The sequence below is a fragment of the Pseudarthrobacter sp. DSP2-3-2b1 genome (assembly GCF_049895945.1).
GTDB lineage: Bacteria > Actinomycetota > Actinomycetes > Actinomycetales > Micrococcaceae > Arthrobacter.
In genome coordinates, this window is the sequence record NZ_JAFCTI010000025.1 from 1 (window position 1) to 16,488 (window position 16,488).

The following is a 16,488-nucleotide window of genomic DNA, read 5'->3' on the forward strand; positions in this document are numbered from 1 at the left end:
CAGATGCCTACTCGCCGCCGGCGGCCACCGGCACTACCGGATCAAACAAACCAACCATGCGTAAATGCGAAGGGCCGGAAAACCCCGCCCACCGCACCCAGGCGCCGATCTTCCTGAAGGTGGCCAACGGCGCGCTCGATGAAATCCGGGGACAGTTGGGAATCTGCATCCTGGACAAGGATGAGGTCTTCGGGCGCGGCATCCGGAAGAACGGTGGCAAGCACCTGATTGAGCGCCCCGGCTTTTTTGTGGGTATTTCCAGCCGTGTCCACCACTTCGGCACCGCCGTCCAGCGCAATCTGTGCCGTTGCGTCAGTGCAGTTGTCCGCCACGACAATTATTCTGTCGGGCACAAGGGACTGGCCTTTAAGTGATTTGAGAGTTTCGCCGATACCGGCTGATTCATTGTGCGCAGGAATAAGGACCGTTATCACCGGATCGCTCCGGCCCTTTTATTCCAAGGGTCCTGCGATGCGGCACAAATTTTTCCCATATTCCCCGCCGAAAGTCTTCAACTAGCTATTGATTGCGAGTCTTCCAAGGAGAACGCAAAGCAGCAGCAGAATTCCGGCACGAAACCAACAAGCTTCTGTCAAGAGGGGCGCGTCAACATCAACGCCAAGCAGCATGCGGGGCCGCAGCCCCGTATCACCAGGTCCGTGTCATAGGTCAGTCGTCTTCGACTGCCTCAGGGTCCTCTTCCGGCTCAAACGTGTTCGGCTCATGGGTGGCACCCAGGCCAACGCCGTCCGCACTGGTGGGGACGCCGTCGTCGCCCTTCCCCGCGGTACCTTTGGCTGCAGTGTCCTCCGCATCAGCCTTCTGGGGCTCGTCGTCGGGCAAAGATTCGGGTGAGTTGATGGTCATGGCCCCTCCTTCGTTTGGTGGGCAACTACGCTACCAGCGGGCGGATCGGAAGGCTCCGAATCCTGCGGATTATTTTGAGAACAAAATTGATTGGATCTTGAGCTAACCCTTCGCCGCCCATGCAGTTATGGGTTCACTCTGGACTTATCACCACAAAATGATGGCGGGGAAGCGGGACGAGTCATGGGAAACCAATCAGCTCTGGATGAAGTAGTCGCAGTGGGAGGCGTGATCACCGATCACCACCCGCTCGATTTCCACAGCCTGGGTCTCGCCGGCTGCATTGACCGGCTCACCGGTCCCCTCCGTCAGCAAGGCACTGCAGTCCGCTGGGATACTCCGCACTGGGGCATCGAGATCCCGGCGGACTGCGCGTCCTTGCTCTACCAGTCGGCCCGCGAAGCCCTGAGCAACGCGTACAAGTACTCGGAAGCTTCCGAACTCAGCCTCCAGCTTGCCGCAGTGGGCCACGGGGTAAGGCTGGTGGTGTCCGACGACGGCTCAGGCTTTGACAGCAAACTCGCCGTCAGCGGGCGGCACCACGGTTACGGCCTGCGGCTGATGGCCGTGGCAGTTCACGAGGCCGGGGGCACCATCGATATCCGTTCAGAGCCAGGGCAGGGCACCACGGTAACGGTCACCCTGCCCCTCGACTGACCGGTTAAGACTGGCCCTACCGGGTCAGCTTGTCCGGATCAGGCTCCAGGTCACCGATGTGGCCGGGGGCGTTGGCCGCCAGGACCCGCTCCACAAAGGCGCCGTACTCGTCCATGTAGTGCCGCAGGAACTTGGCGGTGGATTCGTCCTTGATCTCACCGTCCTGGCCGAAGACCTCCGGTTTGAAGTGAATATAGACTTCCGGGGCGTTCAATTGGGGGGCGTCCAGGAAGCTCAGTACGCTCCGCATGGAAGACTGCATCACTGCAGTTCCGATGCCGCCCGGCGACGCACCGATGATGCCCGTGGGCTTGCGTGCGAAGGAATTTGTTCCCCACGGCCGTGAGCCCCAGTCGATGGCGTTCTTCAATGCTCCGGGAATGGAGCGGTTGTACTCGGGGGATACAAACAGGATGCCGTCCGAGCCTTCGATGGCTTCTTTGAGGGCGCGCCCTGCCGGCGGGAAATCGGCGTCGTAATCGTAACTGTAGAGCGGCAGGTCCTTGATGGGGATCTCGGTGAATTCGAGGTTCTCCGGAGCCAGCTTGATCAGGGCGGTGGCGAGCGTGCGGTTGATGGAGCCGGTTGCCAGGCTCCCTACGAAGTACCCGATCTTGTGCGTTGCCATGAATATTTCCTTCCCAAAACAGCCGGCAGAACCGGCAGGCAAAAGAGCTTTTGTTGGTGAAGCGGCACAGTGCTCCCCCAGTCCAGCACAGAAGCGATCCTCCGGCCAGAGGTCCGTCGAAGGATCTTGACACCCTGTCCGCACTGGCGCTCAATGATGATCGGGGGGGAAGAATCCTCACACATCACGGGAGCAGCTGTCATGAAGGAAAAACCAGGAACGGCGCAGCGCATCCACGCCGAGGCACCGGCCGAAGGGGACGAAGCAGCGGACCCCACAGACATCCGCGTTCACTCGCAGGAACCTGCCGAAGGAGCCGACCCGGACGATCCCCAAGGAGCCGCCGGCTGACGCTTCCCACGGACTGCGCTCCGAGAAAGTGGCCCGCTGAGGCTGGCCACAAGCTCGCACCGGCCTATATGCTAAGCATGCTGATGAATTGTGATCCCCTCATCAGATCCGGTTCGACTTAAAGGAGACCGCTATGAGCACGAAGGTGGAAAAACGCATTCTGGTGAACGTGCCGGTTAGCACGGCCTACAACCAGTGGACCCAGTTCGAAGAGTTTCCCCACTTCATGGGTGGGGTGAAGAGCGTCAAGCAGACGAGCGATGACCAGCTTGAATGGGTGGCTGAGATCGCCGGGGTCCGCCGGCAGTGGACCGCACGGGTTCTGGAGCAGGTCCCGGACCGCAAGGTCGCGTGGGCCGCTACCGAAGGCGCCACGAACGCCGGCGCCGTGGAGTTCGAAGATGTTGGAGGGGGCCAGACCTCCATCCGGCTCAGCTTGGAATATGACCCCGAGGGCATCATCGAGAAGGTCGGCGACAAGCTTAACGTTGTTGACCGCCAGGCCGAAGCAGACCTGAAGCGGTTCAAGGAGTTCATCGAAGACGCCGGCTACGCCAGCGGGGCGTGGCGCGGGTCCCTCAACGAGGGTGCCACTGTGGGCACCCCCGGCGTGGAGGATGCCGCTGCCTCACGCGGCGATTCGGGCAAGGCCGGCTTCTCCGGCAAGGTTGCAGCTGCAGCAGGCGTGGCCGCGGTGGCCGGGGCAGCCGCTGCCATGAGCGGCGGAACCAAAAAGGACACTGATGAGACCCGGGATGTCACCGTCACGCCGGTGGCACCAGTAGTGGATGAGCCGACGCCCATCCAGCACGTTCCCTCCGATTCTGTGTCCAGCGCGACGGCGGCCGGCACCGGTGCGGCAACAAGCACCGTGGGCGGCGGCGAACGTTCCCCCGGACATCCGTTCGATCAGACCAACGGCCTTGTCGATTTCGAGGGTGAGTCCGACGAGACGGCGGACGGTGAAACCCGCAGCGCTGCGGAGCGCCGCGAGGACGACCCCGTCAAGGGAAACATTCCGCCGCTGGGTGGAAACCTCGGCCAGCACTGATCCTGGCGGCCTGTCCGGCCTCGGACAGGCCTGACCCGCGCAGACGGTCCTGCCCCGCAAAGCTCTTGCGGGGCAGGACCGTTCCTGTGTGGGGAGCTAGCCGCGGGCGCGGACCAGCACTACCTCGTATTCCGTGTCGTTCTTAACCTCGAACTGGGCATTCACCACGGCCAAGGTGTTCCCGAACAGTGCAGCAGTGGTGGGAACGTTGAACTCCTCGCTCTTAATGACATCCAGGACCCGCCCGGAAGAGAGGTCTCCGGACAGCCGGATGTGGCTGACCTGGTTGATCATGTTTTGAACGGCCCACAGTTGGTGGCCCCTGACCACAATGCCGTCCACGTTGGGCAGGTTCAGTCCCTTGATCTCGGCACTCGTGCCCTTTTTCGGATTGACCGTGTAGAGCTTGCTGTTGGCCGAATGCGCCACAATCAGGACCTCGCCGTCCTTGGCGGAGGCGATGCCGTTGAGGTTGTACTCGCCAGGCAGTTCTGCGGCCGGGCCGCTCAGCTTAAGCGTCTTCACATCACCAAGCTTCCCGTGCCGGCCCACCGGGATGAAGTAGAGCTCAGGAGCCGCGGAGTTGGTGAACCAGGCCCCTTCCTCCGTCAGCGTGACGTCGTTAATGAAGCCTGCCAGCTTCACCGTCTTGACCGGCTTCCTGGATTCGGTGCCGTAAATGTAGGCATTGCCGGTAGGGCCACCCGCTACGAACAGCAGGTCGTTGCGGGTATCGGCCTTCATGCCCACCGCGAACCTGCCATCGTTTGGGGCGTCGATGAACAGTTTTGCCTTGCCGGTGCGGATATCGCCGCGGAAGATATCGCCGGTGAGCAACTCCCCGGCGTAGAAGGTGTTTCCCTCGCCGGCGGCTATCCCTTCTGCGGACTTTGCGCCGGGTAGCACAATGACCGAGTCCGACGCCGGGGCCGCCGCAGCCGGAACGGCAGGCGCCAGCAGACCCATCAGCGCGATGAACCAGATGGCGGTACGGCGGTGTACTTTTCCTGAATACGATGTGCGGGCCATGATGCTTCCTTGAATCGGAATGATCCGCACGGACCCAAACCTGCGGTGAGCCCGCACGGTTGTCCTGCCATTTTAAGCGCCTCCCGGAGGGGCCGCCAGAGCCTTTAACCCCCTCTTGACCGGGCCCGGAGCCGGTCCGCCCGCGGGTCACACTACGCCCGCCAGCCATCCCGACCCGGCGGCAGGCAGCGGTCTCTGCTTACAATCGAAACCTCAACCGCCTACTGAGGGACCCATGAAGAAACTCGCCACCGTCCTGGTCGCTGCCGGCCTCGTGTTCTCCGCTTCGGCCTGCACGGCTCCGACCAAACTTTCCACCGCCGAGACCTGCGACAGGGTGAAGGCCGTCCTGTCGAACCCGGCGAACAACATCGGCAAGTCCGGGCTGACCCGCCTCGCCAACCAGATCCGGCCCATCGAGGTGGTGGCATCGGACGAACTCAAGCCTGCCCTCGGATCCATCATCGAGTTCACTGACGAATCCGCCAAGGAAACCCCGGACGAGGCCAAGCTGACCGGCTTGGAATCCGCCTACCAGAATGCCGGCACAGCCTTCACGCAGTTCTGCAGCTAGGGCTCAGCCCGGCAGGTTCACAACGGAACGCACGACGGCGGCCGGCTGGCCGCCGTCGTAATGCTTGACTGCTGCACGACGTGACGTCTGCCTACTGCAGGGCCAGGATCAGGAACAGGCCCGTCAGGACAATAACGGTGGGTGTCATCACCAGACGCTCGGGTTTGCTGCGCGAAATCCCGTTCAGCACGATGCCCAGCGCCAAGTACCCTGTCAGCACCCAGCAGAAAACGTCCGTGAAACCGTCGTTCACCAGCGGAGGCACCATGCCTGCCTTGGCCAGCGCCACGTAGGCGAACAGGACGTACAGGACAATGGATGTGGCGCTGCCGATCCGCAGCTTGGTGGGGAGCACGTTGTGCTGGCCGCCCCAAGCGAATCGTCCCAACGGAGCCCCCGCGATCAGGGCACCCTGGAAGACCACGAGTGCGGCCAGGAGTACACTCGCTGCTACGGCGGCAAACTGGGCTAACTGCATCAAAGGTCCCCATTCTCTGTTGGCATCACAGACTGTCTCCGCTGACTCTAATGTGACATCCGCCGCATGCCGGGACGATCAACCTGTCCCTACCGTTAAACCACTGGCGGAAGGAGGCCACGTGCTTATTGTCTTAACCGGAATCGACGGTTCGGGAAAATCCACGGCTGCCCGCGCCTTGGTGTCCGCAGTCCAGGCTGACGGCAGGAAGGCTCTGCTGCTGAACAACCACGCGGGCCGGCGAAGCATGTCCCTGCTGGGCGACCGCCTGGGCATCCGCTGGCCACTAAGGCTCGCCGACGCCGTGGAAACCACGCTCCGCATCATCAATGTCCTGGCATCCCACGCCAAGGCGAGCCGCTTTGACGGACTGGTGTTGATGGACCGTCACCTTTACTGCCAACTGGCTTTGCGCGAAGCGAAGGGACTGCCTCGCGGCAGGCTGCTGCCTATGCTGCTCGCGGCCCTTCCCGCACCGGACGCCATCATCCACCTGGACGCAGATCCTGCCGTGGCGCACCAGCGGATCAGGGCGCGGGGCACTGACAAGGAAACCCTGGCAGAACTGGTGTCCTTCCGGGACGCCTACCGCTCGCTGCCGGAATACCCACAGTTCACGGTTATTGACGCAGACGTTCCCCAAGCCGTGTTGCTGGCCCGGCTGCGGAAAATCACCGGCGGGGAAACCCTCTCAACTGCCTAGGCCTAGGCCGGCGCCAGCTCACATCAGCGCGTGCATTCCCCGGCTGCGCGGGCGCCCGTAGGACGCGGCACCCAGGAACTCGACGGCGACGAACGGCTCCGAGCCAACCACCCACTCATCATGACCAGGCGGCAACGCATAGGTGTCATGGGCTCGGATGGTGGACCTCACGCCGTCGGACGTTTGAATCTCAAGGCTGCCGGAGACGCAGTATCCGAGGTGGTTGTGCTCACAGAACTCCGTCAGTTCCGTGGGTTTGACCAGCTCGGACCAACGCCAGCCCGGTGCCAGGATCAGGCGGGCTACAGAGTAATCGTCAACGGTGACGAGATCGAACTCGGCCTTGTCCGGACACCGCTTCTTGTCCGGGATGTCCAAGGACTTAACGGCCAGGGCTCTGATGAAATTTGCGGTCATGAAGGACACACAGCCTAGGAATTTTTTGCGCGGGCGCTAAGGGGCGGATCATGGGTATGAGCGTGAATACCGATCATGCGGAAACGTGGCGGAGACCGAAATCGTGTATCTCTAACGGTATCCCTGCGGCGTCTGAAGTCAATGGACCGAATGTAAACTTTAGGGTCGTCTGCGCCGGGCCTGCCGGAATACAGAACGTGACGCCGAAGTTGTGACTAGAGCGGGAAGCCGCTTCACTTGATTTGCCCTTTAGCCGCCAAAGCCTCCCGGAGGAATGCATGAGCCCCCAACTGACCGTCAAACTCCAGCCAGGCACCGAGGCCCCGGATTTCAGTCTCCAGGATGCCTCCGGAAAGACCACCTCCCTGGCCCAGTACCGCGGCAAGAATGTGATCGTCTACTTCTACCCGGCCGCCGCCACCCCCGGCTGCACCACCGAGGCCTGCGACTTCCGGGACAGCCTCTCCTCCTTCCAGGGCTCGGGCTACGAAGTGGTTGGCATTTCGCCGGACGCCCCGGCGAAGCTGGCCAGCTTCACGGGTGACTTCGATTTGACCTTCCCGCTGCTGTCCGACGAGGACCACGATGTAGCCCTCGCGTACGGCGCCTGGGGCGAAAAGCTGGTCAACGGCGAGATCACCGAAGGTATTGTCCGCTCCACGGTTGTGGTTGATCCCGAGGGCAAAGTGTCGCTGGCCCAGTATCAGGTCAAGGCGCAGGGCCACGTTGCCGCGCTCAAGGAAGCGCTGGGCCTTTAGGCGCCCGGCTCACCGCTTTTCCCCAACCAGGGAGCGCACCATGGGCATTAAGGTCCGTCCGGCAACAGTGTTCGAGGACGTGGCTGCGGTGGTGGGTCCCAAGCGCCCGGACGCCAATGTGTGCTGGTGCCTGAGCTACCGCGTCCCGTCAAAGCTGAACCTGGAGCTGCACGGGACGGCCCGCGGCGACTTCGTCAGGGAGCTGGTAGGGCAGGATCCGCCGCCCGGTGTCCTCGCGTACGACGGCGGCGACGTCGTGGGGTGGGCAGGTGTCCATCCGCGCTCCGACACAAGCTTTGCCCGGAACCGCAAAATCCCGCACGTGGATAACCTGGAGGTGTGGTCCGTCTGGTGCATCCGGGTGCGGCCCGGCCACCGCGGGAAAGGGATCTCCCATCAGCTGCTCGAAGGCGCCGTGGAATTCGCCCGCAGCTACGGCGCGCCCGCCATCGAGGGCTACCCGGTGGACAACAAGGGCAGCAAAGTTGACCTCACCATGGCCTACGTGGGCACGCGGAAGCTCTTTGAGAAGGCCGGGTTCGTGAAGGCTGCGGACACCGAATCAGTGCTCAACGGCTTCCCCAGGGTCCTGATGCGGCGCGGCCTGCGGTGAACGCCGCGGCGCCGTTGGAGTGGGTGCGCTGGTCAGGGCTTTTTCCGCCAGCGGCTGGGCCAGTCCTTGTCCATGAGCCACAGGACCACCAGGAGTGTGTCCATGGTGATGAGTCCTGCTAAGAGGTAGGCCCAACCTGTGTACCAATGCACCGTAATCTCCTGACCTGGTATCCCCCAGCCACTCGATTGTCCACCAGTGTGCCACGGAACGGGTCAGCAGGGAACGGCTACTTCAGGAGTGCCACCAGACGGCCGTGCACTTCGGTTTCGCGGTTGAGGAGGCGCGTCAGTTTTTCGACCTTCTCAGACATCTCAACGCCGACGGCAAGCCTGTCGCCCGGCCAGCTCGAGGCCTCCCAGGATTCCCCCAGTGCCCTGGCCAGGGACCGGTTCAGCGAGCGGACTTTCCAGGAATGGCTCAGGTAATGCAGGGTGCTCCGGGAAAAGTGGCCCTCCCGGATCAGCTTCAGCGAGCGGGCCACGATGCCGGACACCGGCTCAGGGGATTCAGTTGGTTCCATCAGCCGTGCACCGTCCTCCGGCAAAGTGTGGCAATACGTCAAAGCTCTTCCCTTCGAGTGTGGCCACGGTTGCTCAAGGTCCCATCAATTCAGTCCCAACTTTCGGACAAGACCGGCCGCAGGAAAGCGGACCCGGCTGCAGCGTGTGTTGGTGTTTAACCGGCTGTGTGGTGCATGTGACAATGCTCCGCAGGCGTTAATACGGTAGAAGTAGAGCTATGCCTTCCATGCCCGAAACACGCCGTGCCGTTGTGATTGAAGACGATCCGGACATCCGCGGCCTGCTGGTGCGGGTTTTGGTCAAGCAGGGCTTCCTGGTTTCCGAGGCCTCCGCCGGCCTGCCGGGCGTGGAACTCGTCCGGAATGAACGGCCCGACCTGGTCACCCTGGACCTGAACCTCCCGGACCTGGACGGCCTGGAGGTCTGCAAGCGCCTGCGCGAATTCTCCGACGCGTTCATCGTGATGCTCACTGCGCGCGCCGATGAGCTGGACAAGCTGACGGGCCTGGACAACGGCGCCGATGACTACATCAGCAAGCCGTTCAGCCCGCGCGAGCTCCAGTCGCGGATCAACGCCCTGTTCCGCCGCCGCCGGTCCCCCGCCGTGGACACCGCCGCGCGCAGCGAACTCGAGCGCGCCACCGAGGTCCAGCAAAGCCTCCTGCCCAACGAGGACGTCCGGGTGGACGGCTACGACCTCGCCGGCGCCTTCCGTCCCTCCCGCAGCGTGGGCGGGGACTTCTACGACTGGTACCGCACCCCGGACGGCCTGCACCTGACCTTCGCCGATGCCATGGGCAAGGGCATGGGCGCGGCGCTCATCGCCGCCACCGTCCGGGCCGTGATGCGCTCCACGGGCCACCGGCGGGACCTGGACGCCGCCTTTGCCTCCGCCAGCAAGGCCATCGCCACCGATCTGGACTCCTCCAACTCGTTTGTCACGCTGTTCCACGCCCGGCTGGACGCCGCCTCCGGAAACGTCAGCTACGTCGATGCCGGCCACGGGCTGGCCCTGCATGTAACGGCCGACGGCGGCGTGCACCGTCTGCCGTCCGGCGGTCCGCCCGTGGGCGCTTGGGCCGGGACCACCTGGCCGCAGTCCTCCCTGGATCTGGCTCCCGGGGATTCCCTGGTGGTGGTCAGTGACGGCGTCCTGGATGTGTTTGGTTCCGTCGAGGCCTTCACCGAAGCGGTGCTCGCCGCAACCCACGGGCAGGACTCAGCGCAGGCCGCAAGCGATGCCATCCTCGCCCTCGCCCCGGCCGAATCCGCCGAAGATGACGTCACCGTAGTGGTGGTCCGCCGCCTGCCTGAAACCGCCACCGCATGACCCGCTTCTGGACCCGCCTGGTAGTGGTCCTGACGGTCATCTTCGGCCTGAATTACGTGGCCTGGCGCTGGGCCGCCTCGCTGAACTGGGATGCCTGGTGGATCGCCGTCCCCTTGGTGATAGCGGAAACCTACAGCCTGATCGACGTCATGCTCTTCGGCATGACGGTGTGGAAGCTGAAGATCCGTAAGGCAGCCCCAACGCCACCCCACGACGCCACGGTGGATGTCTTCATCACCACCTACAACGAAGACCTGGACATGGTGATGACCACCGCCCTGGCCGCCCAGAAGATCAGGCACCCGCACAGCACCTGGATCCTGGACGACGGCGCCCGGCCGGAACTCAAGGCTCTCGCGGAAGAGCACGGGCTGGGCTACGTCACCCGCAGCGAGGACTGGACAGCCAACGTCCCGCGCCACGCCAAGGCCGGCAACCTGAACAACGCGCTGATGGTCACGCACGGCGAGTTCCTGCTCATCCTGGACGCGGACCAGATCCCCGAACCGGACATCCTGGAAAAAACCCTCGGCTACTTCAACAACCGCCGCGTGGCCCTGGTCCAGACCCCGCAGTACTTCAGCAACGTCCCCGCGGACGATCCCCTGGGCAGCCAGGCACCCCTGTTCTACGGCCCCATCCAGCAGGGCAAGGACGGCTGGAACGCTGCCTTCTTCTGCGGCTCCAACGCCATCCTGCGCCGCGAAGCCCTGATGCAGCTGGGCCTGGTGGGCTACGTCAAGGAAACCGAGAAGAGCATCCGCCGCGCCCTCGCCGCCTCGCGCTCGGCCATCCGGCAGGCCCGCAAATCGGCCGACGTCGATACGCCCCTCGTATCCGAAGTGCTGGACGAGGTGGAGGCCGCCACTGTCCAGGCCCAGCAGCAGCTGGCAGCGGGCGAACCGCTGAGCGAGATCACCTACCGCGTCCGCCGCCGCGTTGACCTGGCCGTCCAGACCCTGGTTCAGGCGGACGTATCAGCCCTTCAGGCGGACCTTGAGGAAATCGCCGCGATGGAGCTGGCCCACGTGGGCGAAGCCGGCGTCCCCGTGGTTGCCGACGACGCCGTCCAGCGGATGTCGGCCCGGGACTGGTCCCCGCTGGGCGCCCTGGAATCGGTGCAGGCCGTCCTGGATGCCCTGAGTGTGGAACGGAACGACGAAGCGCAGCCGGTCATGCCGCTGGCCACCATCTCGGTCACCGAGGACATGGCCACCGCCATGCGCATGCACGCCATGGGCTGGGAGAGCGTCTACCACCACGAGGTCCTGGCCTACGGCCTCGCACCCGAGGACATCGCCACCATGCTCACCCAGCGCCTCCGCTGGGCGCAGGGAACCATCCAGGTGCTGCTCCGCGAAAACCCGCTGGTCCAGAAGGGCCTGAAGATCGGCCAGCGGCTGATGTACTTCGCCACCATGTGGACCTACCTCAGCGGCTATGCGGCGGTCATCTACTTCGCCGCCCCCATCATCTACCTGCTCCTGGGCATCCTGCCCGTGACCAGCCTCAGCTGGGACTTCTTCATCCGGTTCATCCCGTTCATGATCGCCAACCAGCTGCTGTTCGCCGTGGCCGGCCGCGGAATCCCCACCTGGCGCGGCCAGCAGTACAGCCTGGCGCTGTTCCCTACCTGGATCAAGGCGTGTACGACGGCGGCCCGGAACGTCTGGTTCGGCCGTCCCCTTGGGTTCGCAGTCACCCCCAAAGCCCGCCAGAGCGGCGGCCCCAGCTGGAGCCTCATCCGCCCCCAGATTGTGGTGGCGGGGCTCCTGGCGGTTGCCGCCGTCGTCGGCATTATCCGCCTGGCTACAGGACTGGCCGAGCCGCTTGGCACGCTGGTGAACGTTGCCTGGGTTATTTTTGACCTGGTGGTCATGAGCATCCTGGTGCGGGCCGTTTTGTACAAGGGTTTCGAACCCGCTGTTGACATTGAAGCTGGAGAGAAGGAACCCGATGGAGTTTAGCCATGAGGTCAAGGATTCGTACGCGGAGGTCAGGGCGGAGGGACGGCTCAATATGGTGTCCGCGCCCAAGCTGCGCGAGTACGTCACGGACGTGATCGCGGGCGGTTCCAGCCGGATCGTGGTGAACCTCGAGAAGACAGGCTTTATGGACTCCTCGGGACTCGGCGCCCTGATCGGCTGCCTCAAGGCGGCCCGGCAGGCAGGCGGAGACCTCCGCATTGCGTCCGTGCAGCCCCAGGTGAAAATGGTGCTCGAGCTGACCAGCATGGACCGCGTCCTGACCTCCTACGCCTCCCCGGAAGAGGCGTTCAGCAATGACTGACATCCTGGCCCAGCGGAGCTTCCGCGGCCTGGCGGACCTCGACGCCATCGAGTCCGTGCACGACGAACTGGACGGCCTCTGGGAGGATGCCCCGTTCGTCCAGGACATGGACCAGATGACGTTTGCCACGGCGGTGATCGAATCGGCGTCCAACATCGTCCAGCATGCCCTGCCGGCCAAAGAGCAGCGGCCCGTTGAGCTGGGGGTGGAGATCAGCGTGCAGCCCACGCTGCTGCAGGCCCGCGTCAGCGCTTTCCACGCGAAGCCCCCGTTCGGACCCATGGAACCGGGCAGCCCCGGCGACGATTCAGAGTCCGGCCGCGGCCTTGCCCTCATCCAGGCTCTGGTCACCACGGTGACCTTCGAACGGCAGGACGGCACGAACACCTGGGTGCTCACCCGCACCGCGCAGGACTAGGCGCGGCACCCGTTCTTTGGGCCATCAGGGCATCAGGCGGCTCGCGGGAGGAACGCGTTGGGTTCGCGCTTGACCTGTGTCAGTGCGGACTCGATAGCACCTTTGACCACCACCTCGGCTCCAAACGTGCTGGCTACGAGTTCCGGAAGCGGTAAGCCGGTATCGGTGGGCAGCAGGCTTCGTGCATGCTCGAGGACGGGTTCGATGGCCCGTGAAATGCCGCCTGCTATGACTACCCGCTCAATGTCCAGCAGGCTGGAAAGCACAACCGCGATGCGCGCCAGCCGGGCCCCGAGCCGGGCGATGATGTCCTCTGCAAACGGATCCCCCGCCCGGGCTGCCTGGAACACGTCCTCGGCGTTGATCTCCCCGCCGGGCTTTTGCCGCAAAACAGTTTCTCCCTCGTGGAGGTGAATGCGCGAGCGTGCCCACTTCCGCGCAAGTGCACCAAACCCGTCCGCACCCCCTTCGTCGGGGACGAATTTGCCGGCGGTCAGCGTGTCCAGGAACCGCATCTCCCCTGCGCCGCCCCGAGGTCCCCGCAGCAAGCGCCCATCGACGATCAGGCCCGCGCCGAATCGCTCCCCTGTCAGCAACGTTGCCTGGTTGGCGGATGGCTCGTGCGCGCGTTCGGCAACGGCGGCCAGGTTGGCGTCATTCTCGACGACCACCATGCCGTGAAGGTGCGAGGCAAAGCCGGAATTCATCAGGTGCCAGAATTCACCTTCCGGAGACATACCGTTAGCATCGATCGGCGCGGGTACCCCGACGACCGTGAGTAAGACGTCGTCGGGGGCGCGCCCGACGTCGCGGAGGGTCAGACGGATCAGCTCGCGTGCGCTCGCAGCGCGGCCCTCGCGGCCCAGCGCATGCGAGTCAATGCTCAGGCGGCGCTTGCCCAGCTCACGGCCGCGCAGATCCGCGACGATGGTGGTGAAGTAGGTCTCGCCCGCGTCCAGCCCCACAACAACGCCGGCAGCCTCGCGCAACCGGTAGCGGCGCGCCGGCCGGCCCTTGTGCGTGCGGCCCCCGGCAGGGCTGTCATCCACTTCCTCCAGCCAGCCGGCGTCAACCAGGCCATCGCAGACACCGAGCACCGTCGCGCGAGTCAGCCCGGTCATGGCCATAGCCTCTCCAGCGGTGAACACTTGTTCCTGAAGAGCGAAGCGCAGCAATGCATCGGAGTTGATCTGCCGCAACAGCTGCGTGGAGCTCGCCGTGGTCTTATTCATCCCTTGACGATATCGCCAATATCCGCCATCCTTTTATAGGACCTAAATATAAGATCCAAATAAACTCAAAGTTGAGACCCCAAGGAGCCAATGTTGCCACCTTTGACGTCCGCCGGGACGCAAGTCTCCCGACGCACCTTTCTTGCCGCTGCCGGTGGTGCGCTGACCGCCTTCGGTTTGGCTGGGTGCGCTCCGGGAGGTACCCGTTCCACCGTCACGTTCCACCAGTCAAAGCCGGAGGCCGTGCCATACTTCCGCGATTTGGCGGCAAAATTTACCGCATCGCAGGACCGCGTCCGGGTTCTGCACGATATGGCCACCAACCTCTCTGCCAGCTTTGTCCGCAGCAGTCCGCCGGATCTGGGTTGCCTCAACTACAACCTTGAGATGGCCCGGTTCATGGAGCGGGGGGCACTCTCGGACCTTTCCGATCTTCCGGCAGCAACTTCCATCCGGGACGACGTTCTCGACCTCACGAACTGGTACCCCACCTACCCGGGCCGTACGAGTGTCATCCCCTACTCGGTCATGGCGGCCTCGGTCATCTACAACCGCCGCATCTTCGAGCAAAACGGGTTGGCCGTCCCAACAACCTGGGACGAACTGATCGAGGTATGCGAGGTGTTCAAAGCAGCCGGCATCACTCCCATCTACGGCACCTTCCGCGACCCCTGGACCATCGCGCAGGGCCTGTTCGACTACACGGTTGGCGGCATGGTCGGCGTGCGCGATTTCTACAAATCGATGCACGAAATTGGCGAGAACGTCGGACCGGACTCCGAAGTGTCGTTCCAGAAGACGATGCTTGAGCCGGTGAAGCGCATGGTTCAGCTGACCACCTACGTCAACCCGGATGCGTCCAGCCGCGGTTATGGGGATGGCAACACGGCCATGGCGCAGGGGCAGGCGGCGATGTACTTCCAGGGGCCGTGGGCCTTCGGGGAGATTGAAAAGGCCGGCACCGACGTCGATCTCGGCACCTTCCCGCTGCCAATGACCAGCGACCCCGCCGATCTGAAAGTCCGCGTCAACATCGACCTTTCCCTCTGGGTTCCTGAAGTCGCCAACGCACAGGACGGTGCCCGGGCCTTCCTTCAATACCTCATGCAGCCGGAGATCCAGAATCCGTACAACGCGGAATTCCTGGGATTCGGCACGAGCAAGGACGCACCAGCGGTCACTGATCCCCGAATCGTTGAGATGCAGAAGTACTACGACGAGGGCCGCTTCTACATGGGTGCCTCACAGTTCATCCCGAACTCGATTCCCGCCGCCAACTACCTCCAGTCGATCATCGGTGGCGCCGACGCCGAGAGCACGTTGCGCCGGATGGACGCCGACTGGGCGCGCCTGGCTTTCCGCGCGTGATCACACTTCCCAGCTAATGAACGAAACGAGGACCACTCATGTCATCGACGACTAAGCCTTCCCACGGAGCGGTGGTGACGGCCCCGGCATCGACTGGAGCGGCAAGCGCCCGCAAGAGACGCACCGATCCGCTCTACTATTTTTTCCTGTTCCCCTCGCTGGCGATTTTCACCCTCGCTGTCACGCTGCCGGCCGTACTCGGATTCGTCTACAGCTTTACGAACTCCGTGGGCTTCGGCGACTTCGACTTCATAGGCATCCGCAACTTCATCGCGGTCTTCCGGGATGAAGGAGTCCTCAGCGCCTACGGCTTCACGCTCGCCTTTGCGCTCGTGACGGTCATCGTCGTAAACGCCGTGGCCTTCCTGCTGGCCTTGGGACTCACGTCCCGTGTCCGGTTCCGTGCTGCACTGCGCACAATATTTGTTATCCCCATGGTGATCTCGGGCATCGTCATCGCGTTTGTCTTCCAATACCTCTTCTCGAACTCGCTGCCGCTGGTAGGCCAAGGCCTGGGGATCGAACCGCTGGCGACGAGCATCCTCGCCAACCCCGACCTCGCGTGGCTGGCAATCGTCTTTGTCACGGCGTGGCAGTCGATTCCGAGCGCCATGCTGATTTACATCGCAGGGCTCCTCACGGTTCCCGCCGAGGTTTACGAGGCAAGCTCCATCGACGGAGCAACCCCCTGGCACAACCTGCGGCACATCACCCTGCCGCTGGTCGCCGGCTATGCCGTGATCAATATGGTCCTCGGCTTCAAGAACTACCTCAATGCCTACGACATCATCGTCGGCCTGACCGACGGCGGCCCCGGTGTCGCCACACGCAGCGTCGCGATGTCCATCTTCCGTGGCTTCGAAGGCGGCGACTACGCCTACCAGATGGCCAATGCCGTGATCTTCTTCCTCATCAGCATCGTCATCGCACTCATCCAGCTTCGCTTCACACGTGGCAAAGGAGGGATCGCCGCATGAGCAGCGCACCCAGCACCATTCCCGCAGGACCCGCAGCGCCCGGCAAGAAACAGCGGGTCCGCACCGCCCCGGAGCGCAGCAACTGGCCCGCCACCATCGTCCTTCTCGTTTGCACGCTCAGCGTGCTCGTCCCGCTCTACGTCACCGTCAGCATGGCCTTCAAAACCACCGGCCAGGCGGTGGACGGCAACGCCTTCTCGCTGCCAAGCCCCCTGACGTTCGAG

The 16,488-nt window shown here is 63.7% G+C and carries 21 protein-coding genes and 1 pseudogene; 14 read left to right on the forward strand and 8 right to left on the reverse strand.

Annotation, left to right across the window (positions count from 1 at the left end):
* Nucleotides 1-41: 41 nt before the first annotated feature.
* A complete protein-coding gene (locus ACP7AX_RS19020; protein ID WP_426228737.1) occupies nt 42-434 on the reverse strand; it encodes a glycosyltransferase family 2 protein in 393 nt (130 codons plus the stop codon).
* A 235-nt stretch (nt 435-669) separates the two neighbouring features.
* A complete protein-coding gene (locus ACP7AX_RS19025) occupies nt 670-867 on the reverse strand; it encodes a hypothetical protein (RefSeq protein WP_131683127.1) in 198 nt (65 codons plus the stop codon).
* A 183-nt stretch (nt 868-1,050) separates the two neighbouring features.
* Between ACP7AX_RS19025 and ACP7AX_RS19030 the strand changes: the two genes are divergently transcribed.
* Nucleotides 1,051-1,524 (forward strand): ATP-binding protein, encoded by a 474-nt coding sequence (locus ACP7AX_RS19030; protein WP_131683128.1) that lies wholly within the window; start codon nt 1,051-1,053, stop codon nt 1,522-1,524.
* A 16-nt stretch (nt 1,525-1,540) separates the two neighbouring features.
* On the opposite strand, the gene ACP7AX_RS19035 is transcribed toward ACP7AX_RS19030, so the two are convergent.
* Entirely contained in the window at nt 1,541-2,152 is a 612-nt protein-coding gene (locus ACP7AX_RS19035) for an NAD(P)H-dependent oxidoreductase (protein WP_131683129.1), read from the reverse strand.
* A 201-nt stretch (nt 2,153-2,353) separates the two neighbouring features.
* Between ACP7AX_RS19035 and ACP7AX_RS19040 the strand changes: the two genes are divergently transcribed.
* Together ACP7AX_RS19040 and ACP7AX_RS19045 are read left to right on the forward strand one after the other, a co-directional pair.
* Nucleotides 2,354-2,503, forward strand: coding sequence for a hypothetical protein (locus ACP7AX_RS19040; protein WP_426228740.1), 150 nt, complete (start codon nt 2,354-2,356; stop codon nt 2,501-2,503).
* 133 nt (nt 2,504-2,636) lie between these two features.
* The gene (locus ACP7AX_RS19045) at nt 2,637-3,554 is read left to right on the forward strand and encodes an SRPBCC family protein (RefSeq protein WP_426228742.1); all 918 of its coding nucleotides are present in this window, start codon (nt 2,637-2,639) and stop codon (nt 3,552-3,554) included.
* A 96-nt stretch (nt 3,555-3,650) separates the two neighbouring features.
* Here ACP7AX_RS19045 and ACP7AX_RS19050 read toward each other — a convergent pair whose 3' ends face one another.
* The gene (locus ACP7AX_RS19050) at nt 3,651-4,583 is read right to left on the reverse strand and encodes a hypothetical protein (RefSeq protein ID WP_426228744.1); all 933 of its coding nucleotides are present in this window, start codon (nt 4,581-4,583) and stop codon (nt 3,651-3,653) included.
* A 235-nt stretch (nt 4,584-4,818) separates the two neighbouring features.
* Between ACP7AX_RS19050 and ACP7AX_RS19055 the strand changes: the two genes are divergently transcribed.
* A complete protein-coding gene (locus ACP7AX_RS19055) occupies nt 4,819-5,157 on the forward strand; it encodes a hypothetical protein (protein ID WP_131683131.1) in 339 nt (112 codons plus the stop codon).
* A gap of 91 nt (nt 5,158-5,248) precedes the next feature.
* Here the strand turns inward: ACP7AX_RS19055 and ACP7AX_RS19060 are convergent, their stop codons facing one another.
* Nucleotides 5,249-5,635, reverse strand: coding sequence for a hypothetical protein (locus ACP7AX_RS19060; protein ID WP_426228746.1), 387 nt, complete (start codon nt 5,633-5,635; stop codon nt 5,249-5,251).
* 121 nt (nt 5,636-5,756) lie between these two features.
* On the opposite strand from ACP7AX_RS19060, the gene ACP7AX_RS19065 reads away from it, so the two are divergent.
* The gene (locus tag ACP7AX_RS19065) at nt 5,757-6,338 is read left to right on the forward strand and encodes a dTMP kinase (protein WP_426228748.1); all 582 of its coding nucleotides are present in this window, start codon (nt 5,757-5,759) and stop codon (nt 6,336-6,338) included.
* Between the two features lie 18 nt (nt 6,339-6,356).
* On the opposite strand, the gene ACP7AX_RS19070 is transcribed toward ACP7AX_RS19065, so the two are convergent.
* Nucleotides 6,357-6,755, reverse strand: a complete 399-nt coding sequence (locus ACP7AX_RS19070) for a cupin (protein WP_131683134.1) — start codon at nt 6,753-6,755, stop codon at nt 6,357-6,359.
* A 278-nt stretch (nt 6,756-7,033) separates the two neighbouring features.
* Between ACP7AX_RS19070 and bcp the strand changes: the two genes are divergently transcribed.
* Both bcp and ACP7AX_RS19080 read left to right on the forward strand, forming a co-directional pair.
* The gene (gene bcp, locus ACP7AX_RS19075) at nt 7,034-7,513 is read left to right on the forward strand and encodes a thioredoxin-dependent thiol peroxidase (protein WP_426228751.1); all 480 of its coding nucleotides are present in this window, start codon (nt 7,034-7,036) and stop codon (nt 7,511-7,513) included.
* Nucleotides 7,514-7,553: 40 nt separating this feature from the next.
* On the forward strand, nt 7,554-8,126 hold the full coding sequence (locus tag ACP7AX_RS19080; protein ID WP_426228753.1) for a GNAT family N-acetyltransferase: 573 nt from the start codon (nt 7,554-7,556) through the stop codon (nt 8,124-8,126).
* Between the two features lie 229 nt (nt 8,127-8,355).
* On the opposite strand, the gene ACP7AX_RS19085 is transcribed toward ACP7AX_RS19080, so the two are convergent.
* Entirely contained in the window at nt 8,356-8,649 is a 294-nt protein-coding gene (locus ACP7AX_RS19085; protein WP_131683137.1) for a hypothetical protein, read from the reverse strand.
* 218 nt (nt 8,650-8,867) lie between these two features.
* Between ACP7AX_RS19085 and ACP7AX_RS19090 the strand changes: the two genes are divergently transcribed.
* From ACP7AX_RS19090 to ACP7AX_RS19105, 4 genes are read left to right on the forward strand one after another with little or no spacing between them, the layout of a single operon-like run.
* Nucleotides 8,868-9,980 carry a PP2C family protein-serine/threonine phosphatase gene (locus ACP7AX_RS19090; protein WP_426228755.1) on the forward strand — a complete coding sequence of 371 codons (1,113 nt, stop codon included), beginning with the start codon at nt 8,868-8,870 and terminating at the stop codon, nt 9,978-9,980.
* The gene (locus ACP7AX_RS19095; RefSeq protein WP_426228757.1) at nt 9,977-11,947 is read left to right on the forward strand and encodes a glycosyltransferase family 2 protein; all 1,971 of its coding nucleotides are present in this window, start codon (nt 9,977-9,979) and stop codon (nt 11,945-11,947) included. The genes ACP7AX_RS19090 and ACP7AX_RS19095 overlap by 4 nt, the downstream gene beginning before the upstream one ends.
* The gene (locus ACP7AX_RS19100; RefSeq protein ID WP_131683140.1) at nt 11,937-12,269 is read left to right on the forward strand and encodes an anti-sigma factor antagonist; all 333 of its coding nucleotides are present in this window, start codon (nt 11,937-11,939) and stop codon (nt 12,267-12,269) included. Before ACP7AX_RS19095 ends, ACP7AX_RS19100 begins: the two co-directional genes overlap by 11 nt.
* Entirely contained in the window at nt 12,262-12,687 is a 426-nt protein-coding gene (locus ACP7AX_RS19105) for an ATP-binding protein (RefSeq protein WP_426228759.1), read from the forward strand. The genes ACP7AX_RS19100 and ACP7AX_RS19105 overlap by 8 nt, the downstream gene beginning before the upstream one ends.
* A gap of 32 nt (nt 12,688-12,719) precedes the next feature.
* Here the strand turns inward: ACP7AX_RS19105 and ACP7AX_RS19110 are convergent, their stop codons facing one another.
* A complete protein-coding gene (locus ACP7AX_RS19110; RefSeq protein ID WP_426228761.1) occupies nt 12,720-13,919 on the reverse strand; it encodes an ROK family protein in 1,200 nt (399 codons plus the stop codon).
* A 90-nt stretch (nt 13,920-14,009) separates the two neighbouring features.
* Between ACP7AX_RS19110 and ACP7AX_RS19115 the strand changes: the two genes are divergently transcribed.
* The 3 genes and pseudogenes from ACP7AX_RS19115 to ACP7AX_RS19125 all read left to right on the forward strand — a co-directional run.
* Entirely contained in the window at nt 14,010-15,287 is a 1,278-nt protein-coding gene (locus ACP7AX_RS19115; RefSeq protein WP_426228763.1) for an ABC transporter substrate-binding protein, read from the forward strand.
* A 38-nt stretch (nt 15,288-15,325) separates the two neighbouring features.
* Nucleotides 15,326-16,264 (forward strand): carbohydrate ABC transporter permease, encoded by a 939-nt coding sequence (locus tag ACP7AX_RS19120; protein ID WP_426228765.1) that lies wholly within the window; start codon nt 15,326-15,328, stop codon nt 16,262-16,264.
* Nucleotides 16,261-16,488 (forward strand): annotated as a pseudogene (locus tag ACP7AX_RS19125) (carbohydrate ABC transporter permease); the annotation flags it as partial. The gene ACP7AX_RS19120 and the pseudogene ACP7AX_RS19125, both read left to right, overlap by 4 nt.